This window comes from Gardnerella bivia, from assembly GCF_049262715.1.
GTDB classification, from domain to species: Bacteria; Actinomycetota; Actinomycetes; order Actinomycetales; family Bifidobacteriaceae; genus Bifidobacterium; species Bifidobacterium vaginale_A.
Genome location: NZ_CP058399.1, coordinates 1,474,083 through 1,496,708, shown reverse-complemented (window position 1 = coordinate 1,496,708; position 22,626 = coordinate 1,474,083). Strand labels below are relative to the sequence as shown.

At 38.9% G+C, this 22,626-nt stretch carries 9 protein-coding genes and 1 pseudogene; 8 read left to right on the top strand and 2 right to left on the bottom strand.

The window, feature by feature from the left end; all coding sequences use genetic code 11:
* Positions 1 to 506: 506 nt before the first annotated feature.
* Together pdxT and pdxS are read right to left on the bottom strand one after the other, a co-directional pair.
* Positions 507 to 1,136: a pyridoxal 5'-phosphate synthase glutaminase subunit PdxT gene (gene pdxT / locus HXT27_RS05875; RefSeq protein ID WP_199172711.1), complete on the bottom strand. Its 630-nt coding sequence runs from the start codon at positions 1,134 to 1,136 to the stop codon at positions 507 to 509.
* Positions 1,133 to 2,068: a pyridoxal 5'-phosphate synthase lyase subunit PdxS gene (gene pdxS, locus HXT27_RS05870; RefSeq protein WP_103043136.1), complete on the bottom strand. Its 936-nt coding sequence runs from the start codon at positions 2,066 to 2,068 to the stop codon at positions 1,133 to 1,135. The genes pdxT and pdxS overlap by 4 nt, the downstream gene beginning before the upstream one ends.
* Positions 2,069 to 2,607: 539 nt before the next feature.
* On the opposite strand from pdxS, the pseudogene HXT27_RS05865 reads away from it, so the two are divergent.
* The 8 genes and pseudogenes from HXT27_RS05865 (at position 2,608) to HXT27_RS05830 (ending at position 22,587) form a co-directional block, all read left to right on the top strand.
* Positions 2,608 to 4,306 (top strand): annotated as a pseudogene (locus HXT27_RS05865) (ABC transporter substrate-binding protein).
* A gap of 201 nt (positions 4,307 to 4,507) precedes the next feature.
* Positions 4,508 to 5,479, top strand: a complete 972-nt coding sequence (locus HXT27_RS05860; RefSeq protein WP_103043134.1) for an ABC transporter permease — start codon at positions 4,508 to 4,510, stop codon at positions 5,477 to 5,479.
* A gap of 2 nt (positions 5,480 to 5,481) precedes the next feature.
* Positions 5,482 to 6,357 (top strand): ABC transporter permease, encoded by an 876-nt coding sequence (locus HXT27_RS05855; RefSeq protein ID WP_103043133.1) that lies wholly within the window; start codon positions 5,482 to 5,484, stop codon positions 6,355 to 6,357.
* On the top strand, positions 6,347 to 8,023 hold the full coding sequence (locus HXT27_RS05850) for an ABC transporter ATP-binding protein (protein WP_103043132.1): 1,677 nt from the start codon (positions 6,347 to 6,349) through the stop codon (positions 8,021 to 8,023). Before HXT27_RS05855 ends, HXT27_RS05850 begins: the two co-directional genes overlap by 11 nt.
* A 633-nt stretch (positions 8,024 to 8,656) precedes the next feature.
* Positions 8,657 to 10,405, top strand: a complete 1,749-nt coding sequence (locus tag HXT27_RS05845; protein WP_103043131.1) for a SpaH/EbpB family LPXTG-anchored major pilin — start codon at positions 8,657 to 8,659, stop codon at positions 10,403 to 10,405.
* Between the two features lie 813 nt (positions 10,406 to 11,218).
* Positions 11,219 to 19,267 carry a cell wall-binding protein gene (locus HXT27_RS05840; RefSeq protein ID WP_422113104.1) on the top strand — a complete coding sequence of 2,683 codons (8,049 nt, stop codon included), beginning with the start codon at positions 11,219 to 11,221 and terminating at the stop codon, positions 19,265 to 19,267.
* 381 nt (positions 19,268 to 19,648) lie between these two features.
* On the top strand, positions 19,649 to 21,004 hold the full coding sequence (gene alr / locus HXT27_RS05835; RefSeq protein WP_103043130.1) for an alanine racemase: 1,356 nt from the start codon (positions 19,649 to 19,651) through the stop codon (positions 21,002 to 21,004).
* Between the two features lie 299 nt (positions 21,005 to 21,303).
* Entirely contained in the window at positions 21,304 to 22,587 is a 1,284-nt protein-coding gene (locus HXT27_RS05830) for a deoxyguanosinetriphosphate triphosphohydrolase (RefSeq protein ID WP_103043129.1), read from the top strand.
* The last annotated feature ends 39 nt before the right edge of the window (positions 22,588 to 22,626 follow it).

The following is a 22,626-nucleotide window of genomic DNA, read 5'->3' as shown; positions in this document are numbered from 1 at the left end:
TAGTTTTTATTAGAGTTTATAAAAACTCGCAATTGTTTGTATTGTTCAGTGTTCAGTATTTAGAGTTCAGTATTAGTATGAGTATTTAACATTTCAGTAAATACTCAATTCATTTGTTATTCATTCTACAATGTATTGCAAAGTTTTACAATGCACAATAAGCGTTTTACATTGTATTACGATTGCATTACGTTTGCTGCATGTGTATGTTTTTGTGCAACTTACATAAAATTCAAAGTTTTTGAATCTCACGTTAAAAACTTCTGGATTTTGGAAAGTTTTTGAATTCTATTTCAAAAACTTATAGATTTTGATGACTTTTTGACGTCTGTGTTAAAAAGTGTGTTGCTATTTGAGATTGAGTTCTGTGCTAAAGCGTTACTAGTTTTGAAGGAGTCTAAAATTCATGAATTTTAGACTCCTTCAAAGTGCACTTATAAGTCCGATTATAAGTCAGATTACAAGTCAGATTACAAATCCGATTACAGACCCGATTACAGACCCGATTACAAATCTAAGAAAATCTGGTGAATTCTCGTATCGTCATCAAGCTCTGGGTGGAATGATGTTCCGATTTGGTTTCCTTGACGAGCTGCAACAATATGATTATCAACAGTTGCAAGAACCTCAACGTCATCGCCGACTTCTGCAATATAAGGCGCGCGAATAAAAGTCATAGGTACTTTGCCAATGTTTATCGAAGTTTTATCGCTTCCAAAATCAGATTCGCAATGAAAACTTCCAAGTTGACGTCCATAAGCATTGCGCTTAACTGTAACGTCTAAAGTGTTGAATCCGGTTATTTTATTGCCTTTTGAATCGCCTTGTACGCGTTTAGCGAGCAATATCAGTCCTGCACAAGTTCCAAGAACTGGCATGCCGTTAGCAATGCGATTTTTCAAAGGTTCAAGCATGTTTTGTTCTAGAAGAAGCTTTGATTGCACAGTGCTTTCTCCGCCTGGTAAAACAAGTGAGTCAAAATCTTGTTCTAAATCGCGTTCTTGACGAAGTTCAATAACATGCGCTCCCAGTTTTTCTAACATCAATCTGTGTTCAAGAAAAGCGCCTTGAACTGCCAAAATTGCTACAGTGCGAGCATTATTAGATGTGTTAATAGGGGAGTTTGTCAAAATCATTCGCCTCTTTCAGCCATTAAAATCTTGATTTCCTGTTCGTTAATACCGACCATAGCTTCGCCCAAATTCTCGGAAAGTTTCGCAATCATCTTAGCATCTTTGTAGTTAGTAACAGATTTTACGATTGCAGCAGCTCTCTTTGCTGGATCTCCAGACTTAAATATTCCAGATCCAACGAACACTCCTTCAGCTCCAAGTTGCATCATCAAAGCAGCATCTGCAGGGGTAGCAACTCCACCTGCAGCGAAGTTTACTACAGGTAACTTTCCGTTTTGAGCAACGTATTTAACTAATTCAAATGGAACGCGCAAAGTCTTCGCTTCTTCGAAAAGTTCATCTTCACGCATGCTTGTGAGCTTGCGAATAGCTGAATTCATCATACGCATATGTCGTACTGCTTGAATTACGTCTCCTGTGCCTGGTTCACCTTTAGTGCGAATCATAGAAGCACCTTCGTTAATTCGGCGCAAAGCTTCGCCTAAATCTTTAGCTCCGCAAACGAAAGGTACTGCAAAATCACGCTTGTTAATATGATAAACATCGTCTGCTGGGCTAAGCACTTCACTTTCGTCAATGTAATCAATTTCAATTGCTTCAAGAACTTGAGCTTCAACAAAGTGTCCGATTCTGCATTTTGCCATAACAGGAATAGACACTGCGTCTTGAATTCCACGAATCATAGCAGGATCGCTCATGCGTGAAACTCCGCCTGCTGCTCGAATATCTGCAGGAATACGCTCTAACGCCATAACTGCGCAAGCTCCAGAATCTTCAGCAATTCTTGCTTGTTCTGGAGTTGTTACGTCCATAATCACGCCGCCTTTAAGCATTTGCGCTAGTTGGCGATTCAACGCAGTGCGGTCTTCGCAATTGCGATTTTGCGGATCTGAGGATTCGTTCACAGTTACTGTAGTATTCAAGTTTTCAGACATTATTCCTCGCTTTAGACTTTCTTTTTACGAATCTTTTACACGCGCTGACTTCATGAAACTTGCATGCTAGATGCGTGCATATAATGCGTTTAAAAGTTTACGCTATGTTGGCATTTAAGCACATTCGTAGGATATACCCTTGTTAATACTACAACTTTATGTACACTACGAATTTTTCTACGTTAAAAAATATGCGGATTTAAGTTTATGTATATTTCTTCTGTATTTCTATTTGGACTCGCCAATAACAATCATGACATGCTAATGGTCTACGATTTAATAAAGCCGTTGACTTAAACAAATGCGCTAAAATACCAATTTTGGCTTGGCTTTATAATTCGAAAAGCTTCAGCTTTGCTTTTTGATGATTGGTGATTTATTGCGTATCTGCTAAGCAGCGAGCAAATTAAGATAATTAAAAATAAAAAGATAACTAAAAAGTAAGAAGAGATAACTAAAGATAGTTAAAAGATAGTTAGAAATAACTAAAAATAGTTGGAAATAATTAAATAAGTATGCCATTTAGAAAGGTTTATGGTATGTGTGACGAAAAGCACGAAGAAGGCGCGCACATTGAAAATGACGCGACCGAAGTATTTTCTGATTTCAAATCGCCTAAATCAGATTTACAATCGGAAAACTACAGCGATTCTACTACCGATGAATCTTTGAGAATGAAAGAAAAATCATCAAAGATGCATTCGAAACGTAAACTAGCAAAAGGCTGGACTTTCACATTAGCGCTTGTAACTATTGTGATTGTGAGTTCTATTTTTGCAACGTTCACAACTAACAATAATTCTCGTAATAACAACGCTAATGGAGTAATTTCTACAAAAAACAGTGTCAATTGGTCTTAAGTTAGCTCCTACAAATCTTGATATTAGAAATCAATCTGGCTCATCTCTAGATCAGCTTCTTATTGGCAATGTTTATGAAGGATTAGTAGCTAGAAATTCTAAGAATCAAGTTTCTGCATCTTTAGCTAAAAGTTGGAATGTTAGTAAAGATGGCTTAACTTACACTTTCAACATTCGTAAAGGCGCTATGTTTTCTAATGGTCACAAGCTAACTGCAAAAGATGCGCAGTGGTCTTTTAATGAGCTTGTGTCTAAAAAGTATCGCGGATCAAACATGGTTGGAAAAGTTGAGTCAGCGAAAGCAAAAGACGATTACACGTTTGAAATCAAGCTTAAAGAGCCTAATTCAAAGCTTTTATGGGCTTTATGTGGTCGTGCTGGATTAGTTTTCGATAAACTCGCAAAGTATGATCCGAAAACTCAAGCTATTGGATCGGGTCCGTATTTAGTTGAAAAATTTATGCCAAACGATCGCGTAGTTTTAGAAGCAAATCCTCGTTATAACGGTGTAAATCATGCTAAAACTAAGAAAATAGTTTTAAGATATTTTGTAGACGATAATGCTGCAATTGACGCTTTATCTTCTGGTGCTGTACAAGCTTTAGCTCCTATTTCAGCACAGCTTTCTAAGCCTTTTAAAGATGATTCTAAAAAGTATGACGTTCGCTCGGGGGACGGTACAGATAAGTTCGTTCTTGCTATGAATATGAAAGGAAAGTATACGAAAGATAAGCGCGTGAGGAGCGCAATTCGTTATGCAATAGATCACAAGCAAATTATCGCATCTCGTGGAGGTGACGATTTACCTCTTGCTGGTCCTATTCCTCGTCTTGACCCAGGTTATGAAGATTTGACGAAACTTTATACTCATGACGTTAAGCTTGCAAAATCTTTAATGAAGGAAGCTGGTTTTGACGAATCAAATCCTCTTTCTCTAACTCTCACATATCCGAATATTTATGGAACGCAAATAGGCGATCAGTTGCGCTCGCAATTAAAGCCTGTTGGAATAAATCTTAAGGTTAATGTTGTTGAGTTTACTACTTGGTTACAAGACGTGTATAAGAATAAGCAATACGATTTGTCTATGGTGGATCATAATGAAAGCCATGATTTTGGTCAGTGGGCTGATCCTACTTACTACTACGGCTATGATAATAAGCTAGTTCAAGATTTGTATGCTAAAGCAATGCTTAGTACGGATTCTAAAGAGTCGTACAATTTGCTTGCAAAAGCTGCGCGTATTGTTAGCGAAGATGCTCCTGCAGATTGGCTGTTTAATTATCGCGTGACGACTGCGAAAGTGAAGAATCTTGAAGGTATGCCTTTTGATATGAATCAAGAGGTTTTGCCATTGTATAATTTGCGTCTTGTTTGAGTTTGACGGCGAATTTTCCGCGAATTTTCCGCGAATTTGCTGGTGTGTTTTCTGTTGCAGACGCATCTACTGGCGAGTAGCGAATAACGAGTTTGTTAGCGCGTTCATTCATGATTTTGAGCGCGCTAGCAAATTTGTTTAGCGTAAAGATGGTCAAAAAGATGGTCAAGATGTTTATTTGCTTGCTATAGGGGTATATTCATGTTGCGTATGATATTTGTGCGAATTCTACTTTTTATAGTTGCTCTGTTTTTCCTATCTATAGCAATATTTTTTGCATTGCGTGTGCTTCCAGGCGATGTAGCTCAAGTTATGGCTGGCTTAAATGCGCCTTCAGGAAAAGTTGAACAATTGCGAGCAGAACTTGGATTAGATAAGCCTTTATGGGTTCAATACATTAGCTGGCTTACTAGTGTTTTGCGTGGTGATTTTGGTGTATCAATGCTTACAGGTAAATCTGTTACTAGTATGATTGCGTCTAGAGCAGCAATTACTTTCCCTTTAATTTTATTAGGTCTTATTATTGCGCTTGTAATTGGCATACCGATGGGCTGCTGGCAAGTTATGCGGATAGGTAGATTAGCTCAATCTTTTGCTCGTTTTGTTGCGTTGACTGCTGGCTGTGTACCTGCTTTATGGGGTGGAATGTTAATTATTCTTTTACTCGGTAAGGGTATTGGAATTATTGGTATTTTGCCTACTCAAGGTTTTCCTACAGATGTTTGGCAAGATTTTCCTTCCTGCTTCCTTTCTTTAATTTTGCCTGCTCTAACAGTTGGAATTATAGTTGGATCTAGTTTTATGCGATATACAGCTGCAATTCTTACAGATATTATGCAAAGTGAAGTTTCATCTCAAGCTATGGCTTGTGGAATGACTAGAAAACAGGTTATTTGGAAAGTTGCTTTAAGGCTTGCTATGCCACAGCTAGTTTCTGTTATTGGTTTGACTTTCGCACACATGGTTATGGGTGTGATGGTTATTGAAAACCTGTTCTCTTTACCGGGGATGGGTATGGGTTTGGTTCGCGATGTTGGATTGCGAGATTTGATTTTAGTTCAAAGTGAGCTGTTTATGCTTGCATCATTTTTCTTAATTATTGGGTTTGCAATTGATATATCTCATCGTTTGCTTGATTCTAGATTTGCTAATAATCAGAAAGTGAGCGAATAATAATGTTTAAGCTTTTTAATGCGATTTGGCGCTCAAGTTGCGGAAAATTTGTTTGCATAGTTTTAAGCTCATGGGTGTTAATAGCGCTAATTTCTATATTCTGGACTCCATATTCTTTACTAGAAACAAACGGATTTAGCGTATGGAACAAGCCGTCTTTTTCGCATTGGCTAGGCACGGATGGAGCAGGTGCAGATATTCTCAGCCATCTTATGGCAGGCTCTAGAACTGAACTTCTAATAGTAATTTGCACAATATGTGTTTCTACGTTAGTTGGATTTTCATTACTTTTATTAATGATTGCAAAATCGCATTTAATTCAAGGAGTTTCACTAATAATCGTTGATGCGCTAATTTCAATACCAACTGTGTTAATCGCGCTTATGTTAGCTGTGCCGTTAGGAACAACTGTTATTGTGATCATACTTGCATGTGGTATTGGTTATGGTTTTAATCTTGCTCGTATTGTGCTTCCAAGTGCGAAACTTGTTTTGCAATCTGATTATGTTTCTTTCGCAATTTCTAAAGGTTCTTCTAGAAATCGTGTGATTTTACGTCATGTTTTGCCTAATATTATGCCTGTTTGTTTAGTTCAGATTTCTCTTTCTGCAGGAACTGTAATTTTAGCTGAAAGTGGATTAACGTATCTTGGTGTTGGAGTTCCATCTGGTGTTGCAAGTTGGGGGCGTGTTCTTGCAACTTCTCTAACTCTTATTCATGTGAATCCTCTAGCTGTTTTGTGGCCTGGATTGATAGTTACTCTAGTAGTTGTTGCTTTAAATCTTTTAGGTGATTCTTTGCGCGAGGCTTTGACTCCTGAATCACAAAAATCTTTGCATAATAATGATTTATCTTTAAAGGATCAAAATGAGCGTTGATATTAAAAATCTTAGTGTTGATTTAAATGGCGTTCGATTATTAGATAATGTAACTCTTGAAGTAAAAGATGGCGAGCGCGTTGGATTAGTTGGATCAACTGGTTCAGGAAAGTCTATGCTTCTTCGCGCAATCACAGGATTATTGCCTAAAAATGCTGAAATTTCAGGTTCTTTAATTGTTGGAACTAAGCAAGTAGTTGGTGCTAAAGATGAGGATTTGGCGCTTATGCGTGGAAAATACGTTGGAGTAGTTTTTCAGCAAGCTAATCGCGCACTTAATCCTTTGCTAAGCGTTGAACAACAAGTTTCTTTACCTCTTTTAATGCACTATAATTTGGATTCGCATGATGTTCACGATCGCGTTATTTCAATGCTTCAGAAAGTTGGATTATCAAGCAAATTAGCTTCTAAACGCACGTATGAGCTTTCAGGTGGACAGCAGCAGAGAGTGGGTATTGCAACAGCTTTAATTACTTATCCGCGTCTAATTTTGGCAGATGAGCCAACTACTGCACTTGATTGCGTAACTCAACGCGATGTTTTGAATATTCTCACTTCGCTTGTGGACGATATGGGCGCATCTATGCTTTTCGTGACTCATGATTTTTCTGTGCTTTCGCATGCTGTTAATCGTTGCTATGTGCTTGATTCTTCTCGTGTGGTTGATAGCGCTAAAGTTAAAGATTTGCTTGAAAATCCGAGCGTTAAGTCTACTAAGCAATTAGTGTATGCTGCTAGAAAGTTGAGTTTAAGCGGTGCTGGAGTCGGCGGTGGTGTTGGGTGTAGAGGTGTTGTTGGTGGTGCTGCTGGAAGTATAGTGGCTAATGATACTCGTGCTACTGAGTGTAGCTCTGTTAAAAATTCTGCTGAAAGTAGTCCTGCTGAAAGTAATTCTGCTAAATGCTCTCTTATTTGTGCAAAAAATATTCATGTTAAATTTGGGAAAAGTAAAAATTGTAGTGAAGTTTTAAAAGGAGTTGATTTAGAGCTTAACTCTGGTGAATCTTTAGCTATTATCGGAGGATCTGGAAGCGGCAAAACTACGCTTATTAAAGCATTACTAGGATTGCAAGAAACATCATCTGGAAGTATTACGTATGATTGCGAAAGCATAAAAAATAGTGTGTCCAAGCTTCGAAAAGAATCATCTCTAGTATTTCAACATCCTTTTGCGTCTTTAGATCCTAAGTGGACTGTTCAAAAAAGCGTTGCAGAACCGTTAGAAATTTGGAAAAAACAATTACATATTGATTCAACTTCAATACATTCAAAAGTTAAGCTTGCGTTAAAAACAGTAGGATTAGATCCTCTAATTTTCGCTAAAAAGTATCCGCACGAGCTTTCAGGCGGTCAAGCTCAATGCGTTGCTATTGCTAGAGCGCTAATATCAAACCCACGTATTTTAGTTGCAGATGAGCCGATGAGCGCTATTGACGTTGCAGAACGCATGCGAATATTAGATGTTTTTACAAAAGTTCGCTGCGAGAATAAAAGCATGACGTGTATTTTTGTGAGCCACGATTTAGGAATGATTCAATATTTAGCAACACGAGTTATTGTTCTTAACGAAGGAAAAGTAGTTGAGTCTGGAAGAGTCAATGAAGTGTTGAACAATCCTAAGCATGCGTATACGAAATCGCTTATAAAAGCTGCAACGCTATACTAGCTTTGAACAGTTATAGCCAAGCTTCCTCGCATTAAGCTTACCTTTGTTGTTTAGTGTTGTACGGATTACGTTAAACGTAATCCGGTGCGCGATTGCGTGGAAAGCGCGCTGTGCTTTCCACTTAGAGCAATCGCTTTCGCATCGATTCGCGTGTTTATGTGGTTGTTTGCATTTTTGGAATGCAAACAAGAAAGCTTGGCGTGGAAAGCGCACTGTGCTTTCCACAGTTGAGCCAAGCTTCCTCGCATTAAGCTTGCTTAAAACGCGAATGCAGCTTTAAGCAAGGGTAATGCGACACTCCAAATTGGGTCAATGGCTGCTATTTTTTACGATTTTATTATTTAAAAACGTTGATATTACTAACAAAACTGTGGGGGGGGGGGTATTCATTTGTTAGTATTAGTAAGCATTTGTTTGGATTTTTAGTTTAAATTTGTCCATCTTTTTAGTAGGCTAGTTAGTGTGTTAAAGGTCAAAAGTGTGCGTTTGACCTATAGCAGGTAGTCATACTGTAAACACAAACGATTTGTTATACATTGTTTGCGCTTACTCTAGTTACTCTGTAATTATGACTATTTGAATTTTAAAAGATAACAAATTTCGCATGAAATTTGTGCGTAAAAGAGAGGGAACATGCGTTTAACAACAATCCCGTTAAAGCGCGCTGCAGCTGTGTTAGCTACAGTTTGCACATTAGGAACATTTTGTATTGCAGGCTCAATTGCATACGCTGGAAATGACACTGTTGTTGATGGTGGTTCTAATACTGCAAATATCAAAAAACAAAATACTTCTATTACAATTTATAAGTATGAAGGTCCTGAAGGTACGACTCGTAATGATGGTAAAGAACATACCATTCCAGATACTCAGAAACCAATTGAAGGCGTGAAGTTTAAGATTACTCGCGTTGTGAAAAAAGATGGTAGTGCTCTTGACTTGTCATCCGCTCAAGGCTGGAAAGCTATTGAAGGTTTGATTCAAGATAATAAGACTGCAACTGAAGAGTTAACAGCTAAAGATCTTAAGGTTTCTACAGATAGTAACGACCAATATGAAGAAACTACCGGTAAAGATGGTAAAGCTGAGTTTACTAAGTTAGGTCAAAATTTGAGTCTGTACTATGTGGAAGAAGACTTAGCTAATTCAACACCTAAGCAAGATAATGAGCCTGTTAAGATTACTAAGCAGGTTAACCCATTCCTTGTAACAGTTCCTCTTCCAGATACAACAACTCATGGATGGCTTTATAATTTAAAGATTTATCCAAAGAACGATGTCAGCACCAGCAAAGTTACTAAGAAAGCACAAGCTGATCCAAGCAAGCCATACATTGATGGTGTTAATACTACAATGGGCTGGGATGTTTTCATACCACTGACTGCTATCAAAGATGGTGGCAAAGCCTATACCAATGTTTCCTTCACTGATCCAATCAACACAGACTATTTGAATTACAAGGAAGTTAAGAATCTTAAGCTTGTAGATAAAGCTGGAACTGATGAGCCCTTGGCTGCAACTGATTATGAAATCGAAGCTTATTCTACAACAGGTGAAAATCCTACAAAAGTAGCAGACTTGACAAAAGAAGGTGCTCTTAAAACCGTCAAGTGGATTCGCGTTAAGCTTACTGCTGCTGGTTTAGCTAAGGCTTCAGCAAAAGTTGGTGGTAAGTTAACTGCTACTGTTGTAACTTCCGTAATCGCTCCTGGATCTATTGAGAACCTTTTGAACACTGACGTAGATGGTGTGACGACTGGTGAAGGCGATAAGAATCCATGCGTTCCTACAAAAGATGTACCATGTGCTAAAGATCCAAAGCATCCTCACGAAGGTGGAGATACTACTAATTTCGCTAAGCTCACAATCAATAAGATTGGTTTAAGCACAAACGATACTTCTAAGGATGGCAAGCCTTTGAAAGGTGCTATATTTAAGGTTTACGCAGCTGCAAAAGATAAGAAGGTTGCTGACCTTGAAGGCAAGACAGTTAAAGAGGTTGGTGACTCACTTATAACAGATGAAGCTAAAGTTCGTACAATGGCTGCAACTGGTGATGACGGTGTAGCATCTGATTCGTTCTTCGTTGGAAACGGTACAGATAATACTAAAGTTTATTGCGCAGTAGAAACTACAGCTCCAGAAGGATTCAATCTTGATAACAAGTTGCATTGCTTCGATTTGACTTCAGTTACGGCTCAACAGGCTAATAACACTAAGACTATTAACAACAAGCAGTCAACTGAACTTGACAAGATCCTTGCAGCATTACCTTTGACTGGTGCTCGCGGCTTAGTGATTTTGACTGTTTGCGGCATCATTGGCTTGGGCGGCACATTCTTCTACATCGTGTTGAAGCGCCGCAAAGAGCAGAATGCTTAAGTAGTTCACATTCAATGTGGTAGTTGAATAATCTTTAACTACCACATGGATTTCGCGTAATACACAAACTTGGCTCAAAAATTCGACTCTGAATCAAAATGCGAGTCAAGTTTGTGTACTAACGAAGTGAGCAATAAAACTTATATAAACTTAAGTTGCTGTTATTGAAAGCAAGATAGCAAAACTGTGATTTGCTTTAATGATTTGCTTTCTGATTTGCTTGCGCAGTAGTCAGTTTTGCTTGATTTTTAGTTAGTTTCAGTCAAGTTTTGCTCGTTGTATAACAGCTTTGCTATTTCATTACATAGTTTTGCTTGTTGGGGGCGGAGCTTTGCCATTAAAGCAAAACGGTTCGCTTATTGAGTAGCACAGTTTTACTTGGAGTAGCACGGTTTTACTTGTTACATAATGCAATTAGGCTGCTTTCTGCTCGCACTGAACAGAATTGTTGTTGCACGCTGATTACTGGCTGGTTTTTAGTTGTTAGCTGATGACTGTTGCTAGTTAGTTGCTAGTTAGTTACTAGTTGAAGGTTACTGGCTGTTAGTAAGTTGAAGAAATTTACTAAAAGTGAATAATTTTCGTTGTCTCTCACTAAATAAGTAGTTTTAAGTGTATTACTATAAGTTTTTTACGAATCTTTTAGTGATTCTGTTAGCAAAGCTTTTATTAGTGAAACTGTCAGTAATTTTGTCAGCGAAACTTTTAGCAGTTCTTTTAGTGAAACTTTAAGCAAAACTTTAATGAATTTTAATAAGTACGCGTTGCTTTGCGCGTATGGGTTGGTTGTGCGTTGGAGCGCATTTAAGAATTATGAGAATGTTTAAGTTAAGTGAAGTAATGAGCAGCATTAGGACGATTACGCGAGATGCTTTCGCCTTTATAAGTGCGCGTGCCCAAAGTATAGCTAAAACTATTCTTATTTGTGTGATTTCGGTTGCGATGTGGCTTCCGATGTGCATTGCTCCAAGCGCTGCTATTGCTAGTGAATCTGTTGTATCTAAAGCAAATGATCCTAAAACTAGTGCGTCTAGCTCGTCTTCTTCATCCAATTCTTCTCGTTCGTCTGATTCTACTGATTCGTCCACTTCTTCAACTTCGTCTTCTAATTCTCCCGATTCGTCCAGCTCGTCCGATTCTTCCGATAGTTCAAACGCTGTATCTAACGCGTTGCGTTCCTTACAATCAGCTGCATCAAACTTAAGCGCAAATTCAAATAATCCTTTTACAAGAGCAGCCCAAACACAACCTGTAATCTCTCCGTTTGCCAATCCGGAGTTTGCCAAAACCAATAATGACACAGCAAGTCTTGTTAATAGTGCAATTATGAGCGCTGCTGAAGGTATGGCTTCGCAAAGCGGAGCGGACGGTGCTTTTGTCAATACTGATCGTGCAAGCAATAGTAATCGTGATAGTAATCGCAATAGCAAAATGGAGTTCCGCCCAGGTTGTTATAGACAATACTCACGTTCCGAATGCATTACTGATGACGGCGATGAAATGGGGCATCGCGCATCTAAGGGTGCTGATATGGAACGCGGACAAAATCCTTGGAGTACTGTATATAGCAATTTTGCTAGTCCTCAAGGTATTTACACTGAAAATGATCCAAACTTTACTCCGTATCCACGCGGAACGTATTTACAAAAACGTCTTCGTAATTTGCCGTATGATGCAGGCAGAAACGGTGTTGATCCTTTGGCTTTTAATCAGCTTGATGATGTTCACGATTACATTTTTATGAAGCGTACTCCTAAACGCGATGGCAAAGGATACATCTGGGATGTGCTCGTAAACATGGGTGCGCGTATTCATGGTGCTGCTAATGCTTTAACATATTTCGTTGTTCCTAAAGATCAGAGACTCGATGAAAGTAACGGTCAGTATGACCAGTATGTAGAGCGCTTGCATTTTGATGCAACTAATCGCACTTGCTCAAAAGATTGGGTTAATCCTAACGGTTTTTGCCTTGATAAAGGTGTTCAAAGAGTTCCACTTAATAATACTGAAACTCTTGATAAAGCTTGGTATCGCCTTAAAAATAATAATGTCATTAGTGATGATGCAGCTGTTTATAATGGCGGAACTCAAAGCAAGAATGAAAATAAAAATAGAGGCCTTGGCTTGTGCCATACTGGTTATGGCTTTGATTGCTATCACAGCACTAACTATGGTTTCCCAAGCGATGGGGAACATCTTACTGGTACTCGTCTTCCTCCGGATGGTAGACAGCGATTCAACCAAACGTATATTGATTTGATTGATCATTTGTATCTTGAAATGCGCGGACCAGATAGTCCAGAAAAATCAAAAATATTTACGTTGACTAATAACATTGAAAATAATCAAACATCACCTTATAGTTACCATATTCATTATACGACTTCAGATAATGGAAAATATGGAGCTTTGAGTACATCGTATTATGGTGCAGGAACTTATTATGGTGATAAGTGGGGTGGTCCAGCAACTAGATATGGTCGTTCTGATCCATATGGTCGTTCTAAACCATATTCACTCTGGCAATGGCGCGGTGGTAAAGGCCATACTGATTACGAGTACACGACTTTGTACCAACAGTGGTACGGTATACCAAATCTAGTTGATATGCGAGTCCCGCATTTCCAGTTCCTTCGCGGTACTCATTTAGGACCTTTAACAAGCAATAATGGTCAATTATTAGCTCATACTAATAATATTGGTGTTACAAGCTTACTTTTCTACCCTTCACAGCAAAGAGTGTGCGATAAAGCTGATGAATCTCAGTGCAAAGGTCAAGTGTGGGCAAAGGGTCAGATTTCACTTTCTCCAAAATACAATTCCGCAGATAATAAGTATGCTAGAGGAAACCGTTGGTGGAGAATCCCGTTAGATCCAAACACTAATATTAACACTCAAGATTCTTCTTTCGGCTCTCACCAGATGACAGTAAAGTATTGGAACGATAAACTTCAAATGGGCTCGAGTGTGCCTTTTAAGTACGATATTATTGGTCAAGCGGACGTGTTTAGACCACTCCAGACTCAAGAATGGAATGATAACGCTAAGTATCGTTCTCCTAAAACCAGTTTAGGTAAAGCAGAAAATTATGTGAAATACCTTGATAGCAAACTTGGAATTTATGATTTTGCTATTGCGTTGAATCCGCGCATATACATGCCTGATGCTCATACTCAGAAGAATATTGACAACTATGATAATTATTCAGATGCAGAGGACTCTGTTTATTACGGTTCTATTAAAGATGGCAAAATTCCTGGGGATACTCATGGCTTAGAATATCCGCTCAATGATAGTTATTCTGATGGTGGATCCGGCGCAAGTAACGCTATTAAAGATCGCGCAATTTATAGCGTTGAGTGGACCGATAAAAAAGGTAATGATAAAAAGTCAGACACTTTGCAAGATGCAGAAACAAAGGTTGCTGTAAAAGTTCCTGTAGTAAACGTAGTAAATCCTTGTAATGGCGATGATGATAAAGCTGCAGATAAATCTGCTGAAAAGTCTGCGCAAGATGATGCTGCTGCAAAAAATAAAGACGGTCAAGAGTGTCAATTTAGGCCATTGAACGATACGAAGCGTTATATTTGGAAACTTTATGATGCGCCTAAAGGTAAATCTGTTGATCAAGCATTGACTGGAGATGAGAAAGCAAGATATGCACAGCTTGCGAAAGCAGACTTCTCAAAGCCAGTAAAAGAAGAGTACGCAACTCCAACTAATTCTAATAACGAAAATCGCATTATGCTTCAATCTGGCGCGAATCCAGAAGTAAAGCCAGTATATGTATTAGCTAAGTATGCGAAGATTACTTACTGGGATGAGTCTAAGGATGTTTTGCCACTCGTGTTCACACATGTTGACGGCGAGAAGCCAACTATAGACGTGAAAGTGAGCGTTGATGGCGGTGAGCCTCAGTCAGTTCCTGAAGGTGGATTAAACGTATCTGTTGGTAGCCGTGTTAGATTCTTGGTAACAGGTCATGACGATATGCATGTGCATATGGGTACTAAGGAGAATGTGCCTAATACTAGTAGCACAGATGTTTTGGAAGCTAGTAGAAATTGGTCTGGCAGTTTTAGTAAATATGATCAAAATTCAAAATGTGGTAGCACGGCGTGTGCTAATACTCTTAAAGATCAATCCGGTTATGTAACTATAGATAATCCTAATGGTTCTCCGGCTTCTGCTAGTGATGTTCCGTCTAAAAAGTTTACATTCCACGCTTGGGATGATGCTGGAAATAATGTTCAAAAAACTGTGAAGTTGAATATTATTGATGGTAATTTTATTGTTCCTAATGTGCGTTGGCAAAAGCAGAATGATGGTAAGTATGTTGGTAAAGTGACGCTTTCTAAAAACGCTACATCAGTGAAAATGTTGGTAGTGCGAATTTGGGGACGTGGAAAAACTAAGCCTTTTGAAGAAGAAAAAGATGGAACTCCAACAAATATTTACAATAAATGTAACGATCGCTCTGATGGCTGCCAAGGAATAATCCTTAATCGCCAAAATGCTAATAGTAACTGGGCTAATTTTATTACCGATAACAATAAGAAGTATTTCACTAAACTTCCTCAAGGTGATGGTATTGATTTCAAGGAAAATAATGGTTCGTTAGAGATTACTATTCCAGAAAACTTAGCAGAAATCGGTTCGAGAATTTATGTTGGCATAGGAAGATCTGACGGTGGTATTAATACTAGTGACCACGCTGTTTCGCAGCCGCTTCCACTTGAAATGAATTGGCCAGACGATGGCATGGTTCAAGTGAACCCGTATGAGCTGAATCCTTCTGAAAAACAGGGTTTGATAGATAGAATTAAGCAAAAGAATCCGCGTTTGTTCGATTACCGAAAAGATGAAATTGGTTGGTCGAAAGATGAAACTAAAACTCTTGGCGGAGGAAACGATAAGTATTCTTGCACAAACGACACAAAGCAGTATAAAATCTGTCTTTCAGTAACTCCTGACACTAAAAATACAGCTCAAGGTAAGTCTGGTTCAGAAAAAACTTTTAAAGTAGTAAAAGCAACTGGCATAGGCCCTGACACTAAAGATGATCAAAAGCAAGACACTGTGCTTGATCCAAAGCAGAAGAAAATCACGCGATTTGTTGATATTCGTAGAGATTATGATTGGTCATACAGTGGAAAAATAAAGGGTCGTGACAGTGATGATGGTTTCATGTGGTATGGTCGTGATGAAAATAGTACACAATTTTTAGTGTACAGATTCAACATCAACCAAGGTCGTGATTTCAATACAAATGATGCTTTAAGCTTATTTAAAGGCACAAAGAAAAAATGGCTTAAAGGCCAAATACAGCCATCACTTTATCAATCATTAAACACTAATGATGCTGATTCTACTATTAAAACAGCTATAGAAAATCTATGGGGTGGATACAACAGTATGCCTCAGCGTGGTGATGGAATTGGCTACGCTCGTAAATTAGCGAATGGCTCGCGCGGAGAATGGGTAAACGTTGTTGACTTAGTAAGACAAGACAGTCTTGGCGGTGGACTCGGTATAAATACTAATGGTATTACTGATAAAAACAGTTTCTTGCAGCCGCAAGGTTACGTTATTCCTGGTGGAGAAGATTACAATCAGCAAGCTTCAGGCGCAAACTTAGGATCTGCAATTCTTAGGAATGGTCAAAAAACGCCAATGCGCACTCAGCTCTATATTTTCAACGGTAATCCGTGGAGAGAATTAGAAGCTAGAGGCGAAGGTGATAATAATAAAACGCCAAATGTAATTAACGTGTGGTTCGTGCCAGTAGACAAGAACAAGCCGTGGATTTCAGTAAAAGATGCTAGTAAGAAGCTTCTTGGCGAGTGCAATCCTACTAAAGAAAAGGCTGATTCTTGCGGAACTGCTACGACTATTGATATGAACACGACTGATTACACAAAGCAGTCGGGATTATTCAACGTAGTAGATTTGCTTGCAATGGATGATGATTTCAATGTTGCAAATCCTGATACGCATGTAAGCGAAGCTTTGAAGAATACTCTGAGTATAGACATTGAAGCAGAAGGAGTAAAAGATCCAAAAACTAACAAAGCTCCTCGCGTAAGATTTGTAACAAACGGCAATATCAACAAGGAACTATTGCGTGCATTCATAGAAAAATGGCGTGGGCAAGATGTTAAAAATTCACCAACTTTCAAGATGATTGCGCAAGTAACTGACGACTCTGGAAACAAGAGCAACGAAGCAGTAGTAGGCAAATTCAAGTTCAATTGGACTGTAGCTGACGCTCCAATTGTGCGCGCATACGATGGTCATCATTATGATGATTTATCTTCCTCTAAAGTGTGGCTTCATGATTGGGAAGGTGCTGTTGCGAAGGATTACTATAATGCTGTGTCAGTTGTTGCAGGTGGGAATGCGACTCGACTCGTAGTGTATTTCACTCGCGCGCAAAAAGCAAAACTCGCTAGTTTACAATCTAGCAATAATCTAATGTCTAGCTTGCGTGCACAGGATAACTTGAGTAGTAATAATGCTAATTCTCAAAGCGATACTGACACGAGTGAAGCATTAGCATTATGTAGATCGAAGTCAACGGATAAGTGGCAAGTTTGCGAAGGTTATACGCTGCCTCAAGGCGTTACGTTGAATTCTAATGACTATGGGAAAAATAATTCTGCAATAATATTTAATCCTGAAGTCTTAGCTCCTGGAAGCGTAGTGCGTGCAAGGAATCGCGCAGGATCTTACGGACCTTGGTCTAATATGCCTGGCGTTAAATCTGAAAATTTGGATGAGTTATCGAATAACACCAACTCATCTCAATCAGACGGAAGTATAAATTCAGATCATGCAAGTAGTTCTGTAGATAGCACTCAAACAGGTGGTAATGAATCAAATGCGCTAAAAGAAGAGGATATGCGCAACGTGTTATCTGCTGACTCAATGGTTGCGCAACGTAGTAGCGTGTGTAGGCCTGAAACAAAAGCACCAAAAGAGTGGAGTTCGTCTTCAGATTGCGTATTCTTCCCAGTTGTAGTCAATAAGAAAGTAGTACAAGTGCATCCATTGCTGCTGAATGACTCTGAAAAGCATGCTGTAAATTACGTGCTACGCAATGGCAATTCCGGCGGCAAATGGCTTGGTTTTGGAGATGCTGACAGTCTTATAAGCGTGGATGATGATGATACGCTTTCTGCAAACCAGTCAGAAGTTGCTTGGAAACGCGGAGAGTATGTTGCGCCTCAAGAGCAGGCGGATAAGCGCAACAATTACTCCCACGCAGGCAATGAGCAGGATTCGTTTATTCTTTTGCGCGGATGGCGTAGGCGAAATGTAACTCCGGAGCCAAGATATAATATTGTAACGCGATTCGCTACGCTGCGAAGTGTTGGTAAAACTGATGCCGACTACACGATTACTTGGAATGAAAAGAAGCCATATATTGGTGAGCGTTCTAGTGACCCGGGATTTGAGCTGGTTGGAACTCCTGGTCATCAATCGCTTGTATACCGTTATAATGCGAGCACGAAGGGCAGTCAAATCAACTTAAGTCAATTACAGAATGCTCTCACTCTTAAGCCGAATATTCCAAACAGCATGAGTGAAGATGAGTTTAAGAAGATTCAACCATCTTTGCGTGTTGTAAGTGGTACAGATAAGGAAAATGGCGAGCGTAGCAGTAAGGTTACAGTACAGCTTCCTGACAACGAAACTAGAGTAGATCAATTCGGTCATGATGATGGTTCCTACTTCTTCACGTTTAACGGTGAGTATATCAATATACCTGATTTAGTATTAGGTAATGGAAACTATGGTGGTGGATTAGGTGTTCCTAACACTAATGGCATGAATTACAGTTCGTTGGGTACTACCAATTATGCGAATATGAGTCCTCAAGATATTACTGTGAACAAATGGTGTGAGGGTAGCAACACTGCAAATCCAAATTGCAATACTGTCAATTCCGATTCCTTTAAGCTTACGAAAGTTTTAGGTGGAAATAAGAAGATAGAAACTGAAGATGATGTAACTGGAACATCTAAGAAATCTATTGCTCCAGTCTATGCTTTGTCGCTTTCTAACGGTTGGGCAATGAGAAGCTTAAAGAATACTTATGGCTATGATGCACAAACTCATTTTAAGAATGTTGCTTCTGCAACTACACTTCTACCAGTATACGTAGTGCCGGTTGATGTAATAAAGCCTAAAGCTGAATCTATTGGTTCGCTTCATAACTCGACTATGGATAAGCCTTACGAGGTTACTGCTAATGACATTAACTTCGCTTTCACAGGTAATCCAGATGCTAAAGGCAAAGTGAATGGCAAAGAGCTGTTAGTAAACGCTAGTGATGATTTTGATTCTAAAGATGTAGTCGAGAAGAATCTTCAAGTATGCGTGCGAAAGTTAAACAATCGCAAGCCTGTTGAAGATACTTGCACGCCTATTTTGAAGCGCGATACCAACGGCAACGCAAGTGTGGATGCTGACGAATTGCAGAATTTGCTTATATCTAATAAGAATACGGCTGTTTACGCAGTATACGCGCAAACAAAAGATCAGTCAGATAATAAGAGTGATGGCTATGATGAGAGTAAAGAAAAAGCTCCAATCATCGGCTATATAAAGATTACTGGCATCAACGTATCTCCTATTGCGATGCCATTTACAGGCGGTCAAGCTGCTATTACGTATACGATTATTTTCGGCATACTTCTAGCGCTCTTCATTGCTTCTGGCGCATTCGGTAAGCGCGGATGGTTAAACTCAGTGCTTAAGAATAGACGCAACTATCTTATTGCAAGTAAACATTGCGATGAGTCTTCTGACGCGTTACGCTATGGAGGACTATTCGCTAGAATGCGTTACATGCATTAAGTGAGTTTCAAAACTTTAAGCAGTAAAGCAGTTTTAAGCTATTTCAATCGGTTCACTCTTTGTGATTAGTTTCACTTGGAGTGAGCCAGATTGAGATAGCTTATTCTGTTCGAGCCATCTTGAGCCAGTCATAGCCATTCCTATTCTGTTCGAGCTAGTCGAGCCATCTCGATACATATCAAGCCATCTTTAGCCATCTCGAGCCAGTTAAAGCTATTCAAGCCATTTCGAGCATATTCGTATTGCAATGCAAACAACTCTCATATTTCTAATTACGTAAATAAGCAATATGAGTGTAATATTTACGTAAATAAGCAATATGAGTGTAAGATTTAAGTAAATAAATAATATGAGTTTATATTAAAAGTAAAGGCGCGATTTATGTGCACTAATCTTCCTTTAGAAGCAATGTTACGAGAAAACTATGCTAACGCATTAAGCACATATCCAGGTCAAGTAATAGTTGATTTGCGTGCTCTAAGAGATAATATGCGTACGCTTGTTTCTATAGTTTCGAAAAATTTACAACCTAATCAAAATCCGCCTGCTGTTATGGGAGTTGTTAAAGCGAACGGTTACGGTCATGGTCTTATTCCAAGTGCTTTAGCGGCTCTTTCTGGTGGAGCTACTTGGCTTGGCACTGCTCAACCTTTTGAAGCTTTGAAACTTCGTAAAGCTGGCATAAATTCTGATCGTTGTCGCATATTAACTTGGCTTACAAGTGCTAAAACAACGCCTTTTGAAGATTTAATTAAATCCGATATTGATATTTCAGTTGGCTCTATTGATTCGCTTGATGCTGTTGCGCTCGCTGCAAAAAACTTATGCAAGTGTGCTCGAGTGCATGTAAAAGTAGATACAGGTTTTGGTAGAAACGGTTTTACTCAAGAATCTTTTGATTCTGCATTATATAAGCTTAAAAATTACGCTAATAGCGGTTTTATAAGCGTAGTAGGGCAGTGGAGTCATCTTGCAGTTGCAGATAGTCCAAATGTACAAGAATTTATTAAAGCAACAGATGAGCAAATAGAGCAATTCCACGAGTTTACGCATCGAATGGAAAATGCTGGATTGAAACCTAAAATACGTCATTTAGCAAATACTGCTGCAACTCTTAGTCGTCCTGAAATAAGATTTGAATTAGTTCGCCCAGGCATAGGTTTATATGGTTATGAGCCTGATCCTTCTATGGGAGTGCCACAAGATTATAATTTGACTCCAGCAATGACTTTGCAAGCTCAACTTGGAACAGTTAAAAAAGTTAAAAAAGGTCATGCAATATCGTATGGACGCACGTATTTAGTTCCAGAAGACACAAGCACAGCTATAGTTCCTCTAGGATACGCTGACGGAATTTTAAGATCTTCTTCAGGATTTGACACTCAAGGCTCTAAGAAAGTTGATAAAAGTGGCGCGCCTGTACGTTTTGAAACGAATTCAGGACCTAAAATTCTTCGCGTTTCAGGTAGAGTTTGCATGGATCAATTTATTATTGATTTGAAAGCATATTCTGAAGATATTGGAGTTAAAGAAGGCGATACTGTTAGACTTTTCGGACCTGGTCGCGGAATAAAATACGCAGAGCCAACTGCAGATGATTGGGCTGAATCTGCTGGAACTATTAGTTATGAAATTATGACTAGTATAGGCTGCAGAGTGCCAAGGTTATATAGGAATGCTTACGAAGTTCTATCTCAAAGCGATATTGAAAAACTAGACAAGAGCAGCCTTATATGAGCTAAGTCTTATATGAGCTAAGTCTTATATGAGCTAAGTCTTATATGAGCTAAGTCTTATATGAGCTAAGTCTTATATAAGAGCAGCCTTATATGAGAGCAACCTTATATAAACTAAGCCTTATATAATTACAGCTTATATAAGTACAGCCTAGTAAAACAACAATAGTCTTAGTTTTATGTAAGTTTAAATAGTGAAGATGTATTAAATCTGCAATAAAGCGTGTAGTGTGGATTAAATCTGCAATAAAGCGTGGATTAGAAAAGCGTGGATTAGATTTGTAATGGAGTGTGAATTAAATGTGCAATGAAGTGATTGCTTCAGATAATGAAGTTGTTGGAGAATATGATTTGCATGATACTGAGCGATGGGCGAGTGAGCCTCATCATACGCGAGTTCGTACTCCATTTGAGCGCGATCGTGCTAGAATAATTCATTCCTCAGCTCTTAGACGTTTAGGTGCTAAAAGTCAAGTTCTTGTTGCAGGTTCAGATGATTTTGCTCGCACTCGTTTAACTCACACGCTAGAAGTCGCACAAATTGGTAGACAGATTGCTGCAATGCTTGGTTGTGATCCGGATGTAGTTGATTGCGCGTGCTTGTCGCATGATTTAGGGCATCCTCCTTTCGGGCATAACGGCGAGCGTGTTCTTGCTGGAATCGCAAAAAATATTGGTGGTTTTGAAGGCAACGCTCAAACTCTTCGTCTTCTAACTCGTTTAGAAACTAAAGTTTTTAACGAAGATGGTCGTAGTGCAGGAGTTAATCTTACGCGCGCAGCATTGGACGCTACTGTGAAGTACCCTTGGAGTCTTAAAGAAGCGAAAGTTCACGATAAAGGTGAGCGTGATGATAAATTCTGTGTTTATCCAGACGATACTGATGTGTTTGAATGGCTTAAAATTGGAGCACCTCTTGAGGCTCGTCCAATGGAATGTCAAATAATGGATCTTTCAGACGATATTGCTTACAGCGTGCATGATATTGAAGATGCAATTGTTGTAGGTGCTTTTAATCCTCGTAGTGTAGATGATCCTTCTTTAGCAGATAGTGTTATTGAAGAAACTCACGAGTGGTATGGAAAACAATGGGATTGCGATAAGCTTTTAGCCGCTTTTCAACGTTTGCGTAAGCTTAATGTATTCCCTGAAAATTTTGATGGTTCTCGAAGATCTTTAGCTAAGTTAAAGAATATAACAAGTATGCTTATAGGTCGTTTTGCAATTTCTGTTGAGCGAGCTACTCGTGAACAATATGGTAAAGGTGCGTTAATTAGATATCGTGCGAATGTTGTTGTTCCAGAAGATACAAGTTATGAAATGGTTATGCTAAAAAGTTTAGCAGTTCATTTTATAATTGCTCCGCGTGAGCGCGAGTTTTATAGGCGTGAGCAGAAAATTATTACTGATTTAGTAGAAGTTTTTATGAGTAAATCTCCTCGTCCTCACGATGCTATGGAACCAGTTTTTGTGGATGATTGGAACGAGTGTACTAATGACGATGAGCGTTTAAGAGTAGCAATAGATCAAGTTGCAAGTCTTACAGACGGATCTGCTACAACCCTTCATGCTGCATTATGTTAATTGACATACGTTTAGTTATAAGCCTTAAGATAGAGTAAA

Excerpts from the sequence above, each read along its gene's own strand:
- pdxT (WP_199172711.1), bottom strand. The coding sequence starts at position 1,136 with ATGATTTTGACAAACTCCCCTATTAACACATCTAATAATGCTCGCACT.
- pdxS (WP_103043136.1), bottom strand. The coding sequence starts at position 2,068 with ATGTCTGAAAACTTGAATACTACAGTAACTGTGAACGAATCCTCAGAT.
- HXT27_RS05860 (WP_103043134.1), top strand. The coding sequence starts at position 4,508 with ATGTTGCGTATGATATTTGTGCGAATTCTACTTTTTATAGTTGCTCTG.
- HXT27_RS05855 (WP_103043133.1), top strand. The coding sequence starts at position 5,482 with ATGTTTAAGCTTTTTAATGCGATTTGGCGCTCAAGTTGCGGAAAATTT.
- HXT27_RS05850 (WP_103043132.1), top strand. The coding sequence starts at position 6,347 with ATGAGCGTTGATATTAAAAATCTTAGTGTTGATTTAAATGGCGTTCGA.
- HXT27_RS05845 (WP_103043131.1), top strand. The coding sequence starts at position 8,657 with ATGCGTTTAACAACAATCCCGTTAAAGCGCGCTGCAGCTGTGTTAGCT.
- HXT27_RS05840 (WP_422113104.1), top strand. The coding sequence starts at position 11,219 with ATGAGAATGTTTAAGTTAAGTGAAGTAATGAGCAGCATTAGGACGATT.
- alr (WP_103043130.1), top strand. The coding sequence starts at position 19,649 with ATGTGCACTAATCTTCCTTTAGAAGCAATGTTACGAGAAAACTATGCT.
- HXT27_RS05830 (WP_103043129.1), top strand. The coding sequence starts at position 21,304 with ATGTGCAATGAAGTGATTGCTTCAGATAATGAAGTTGTTGGAGAATAT.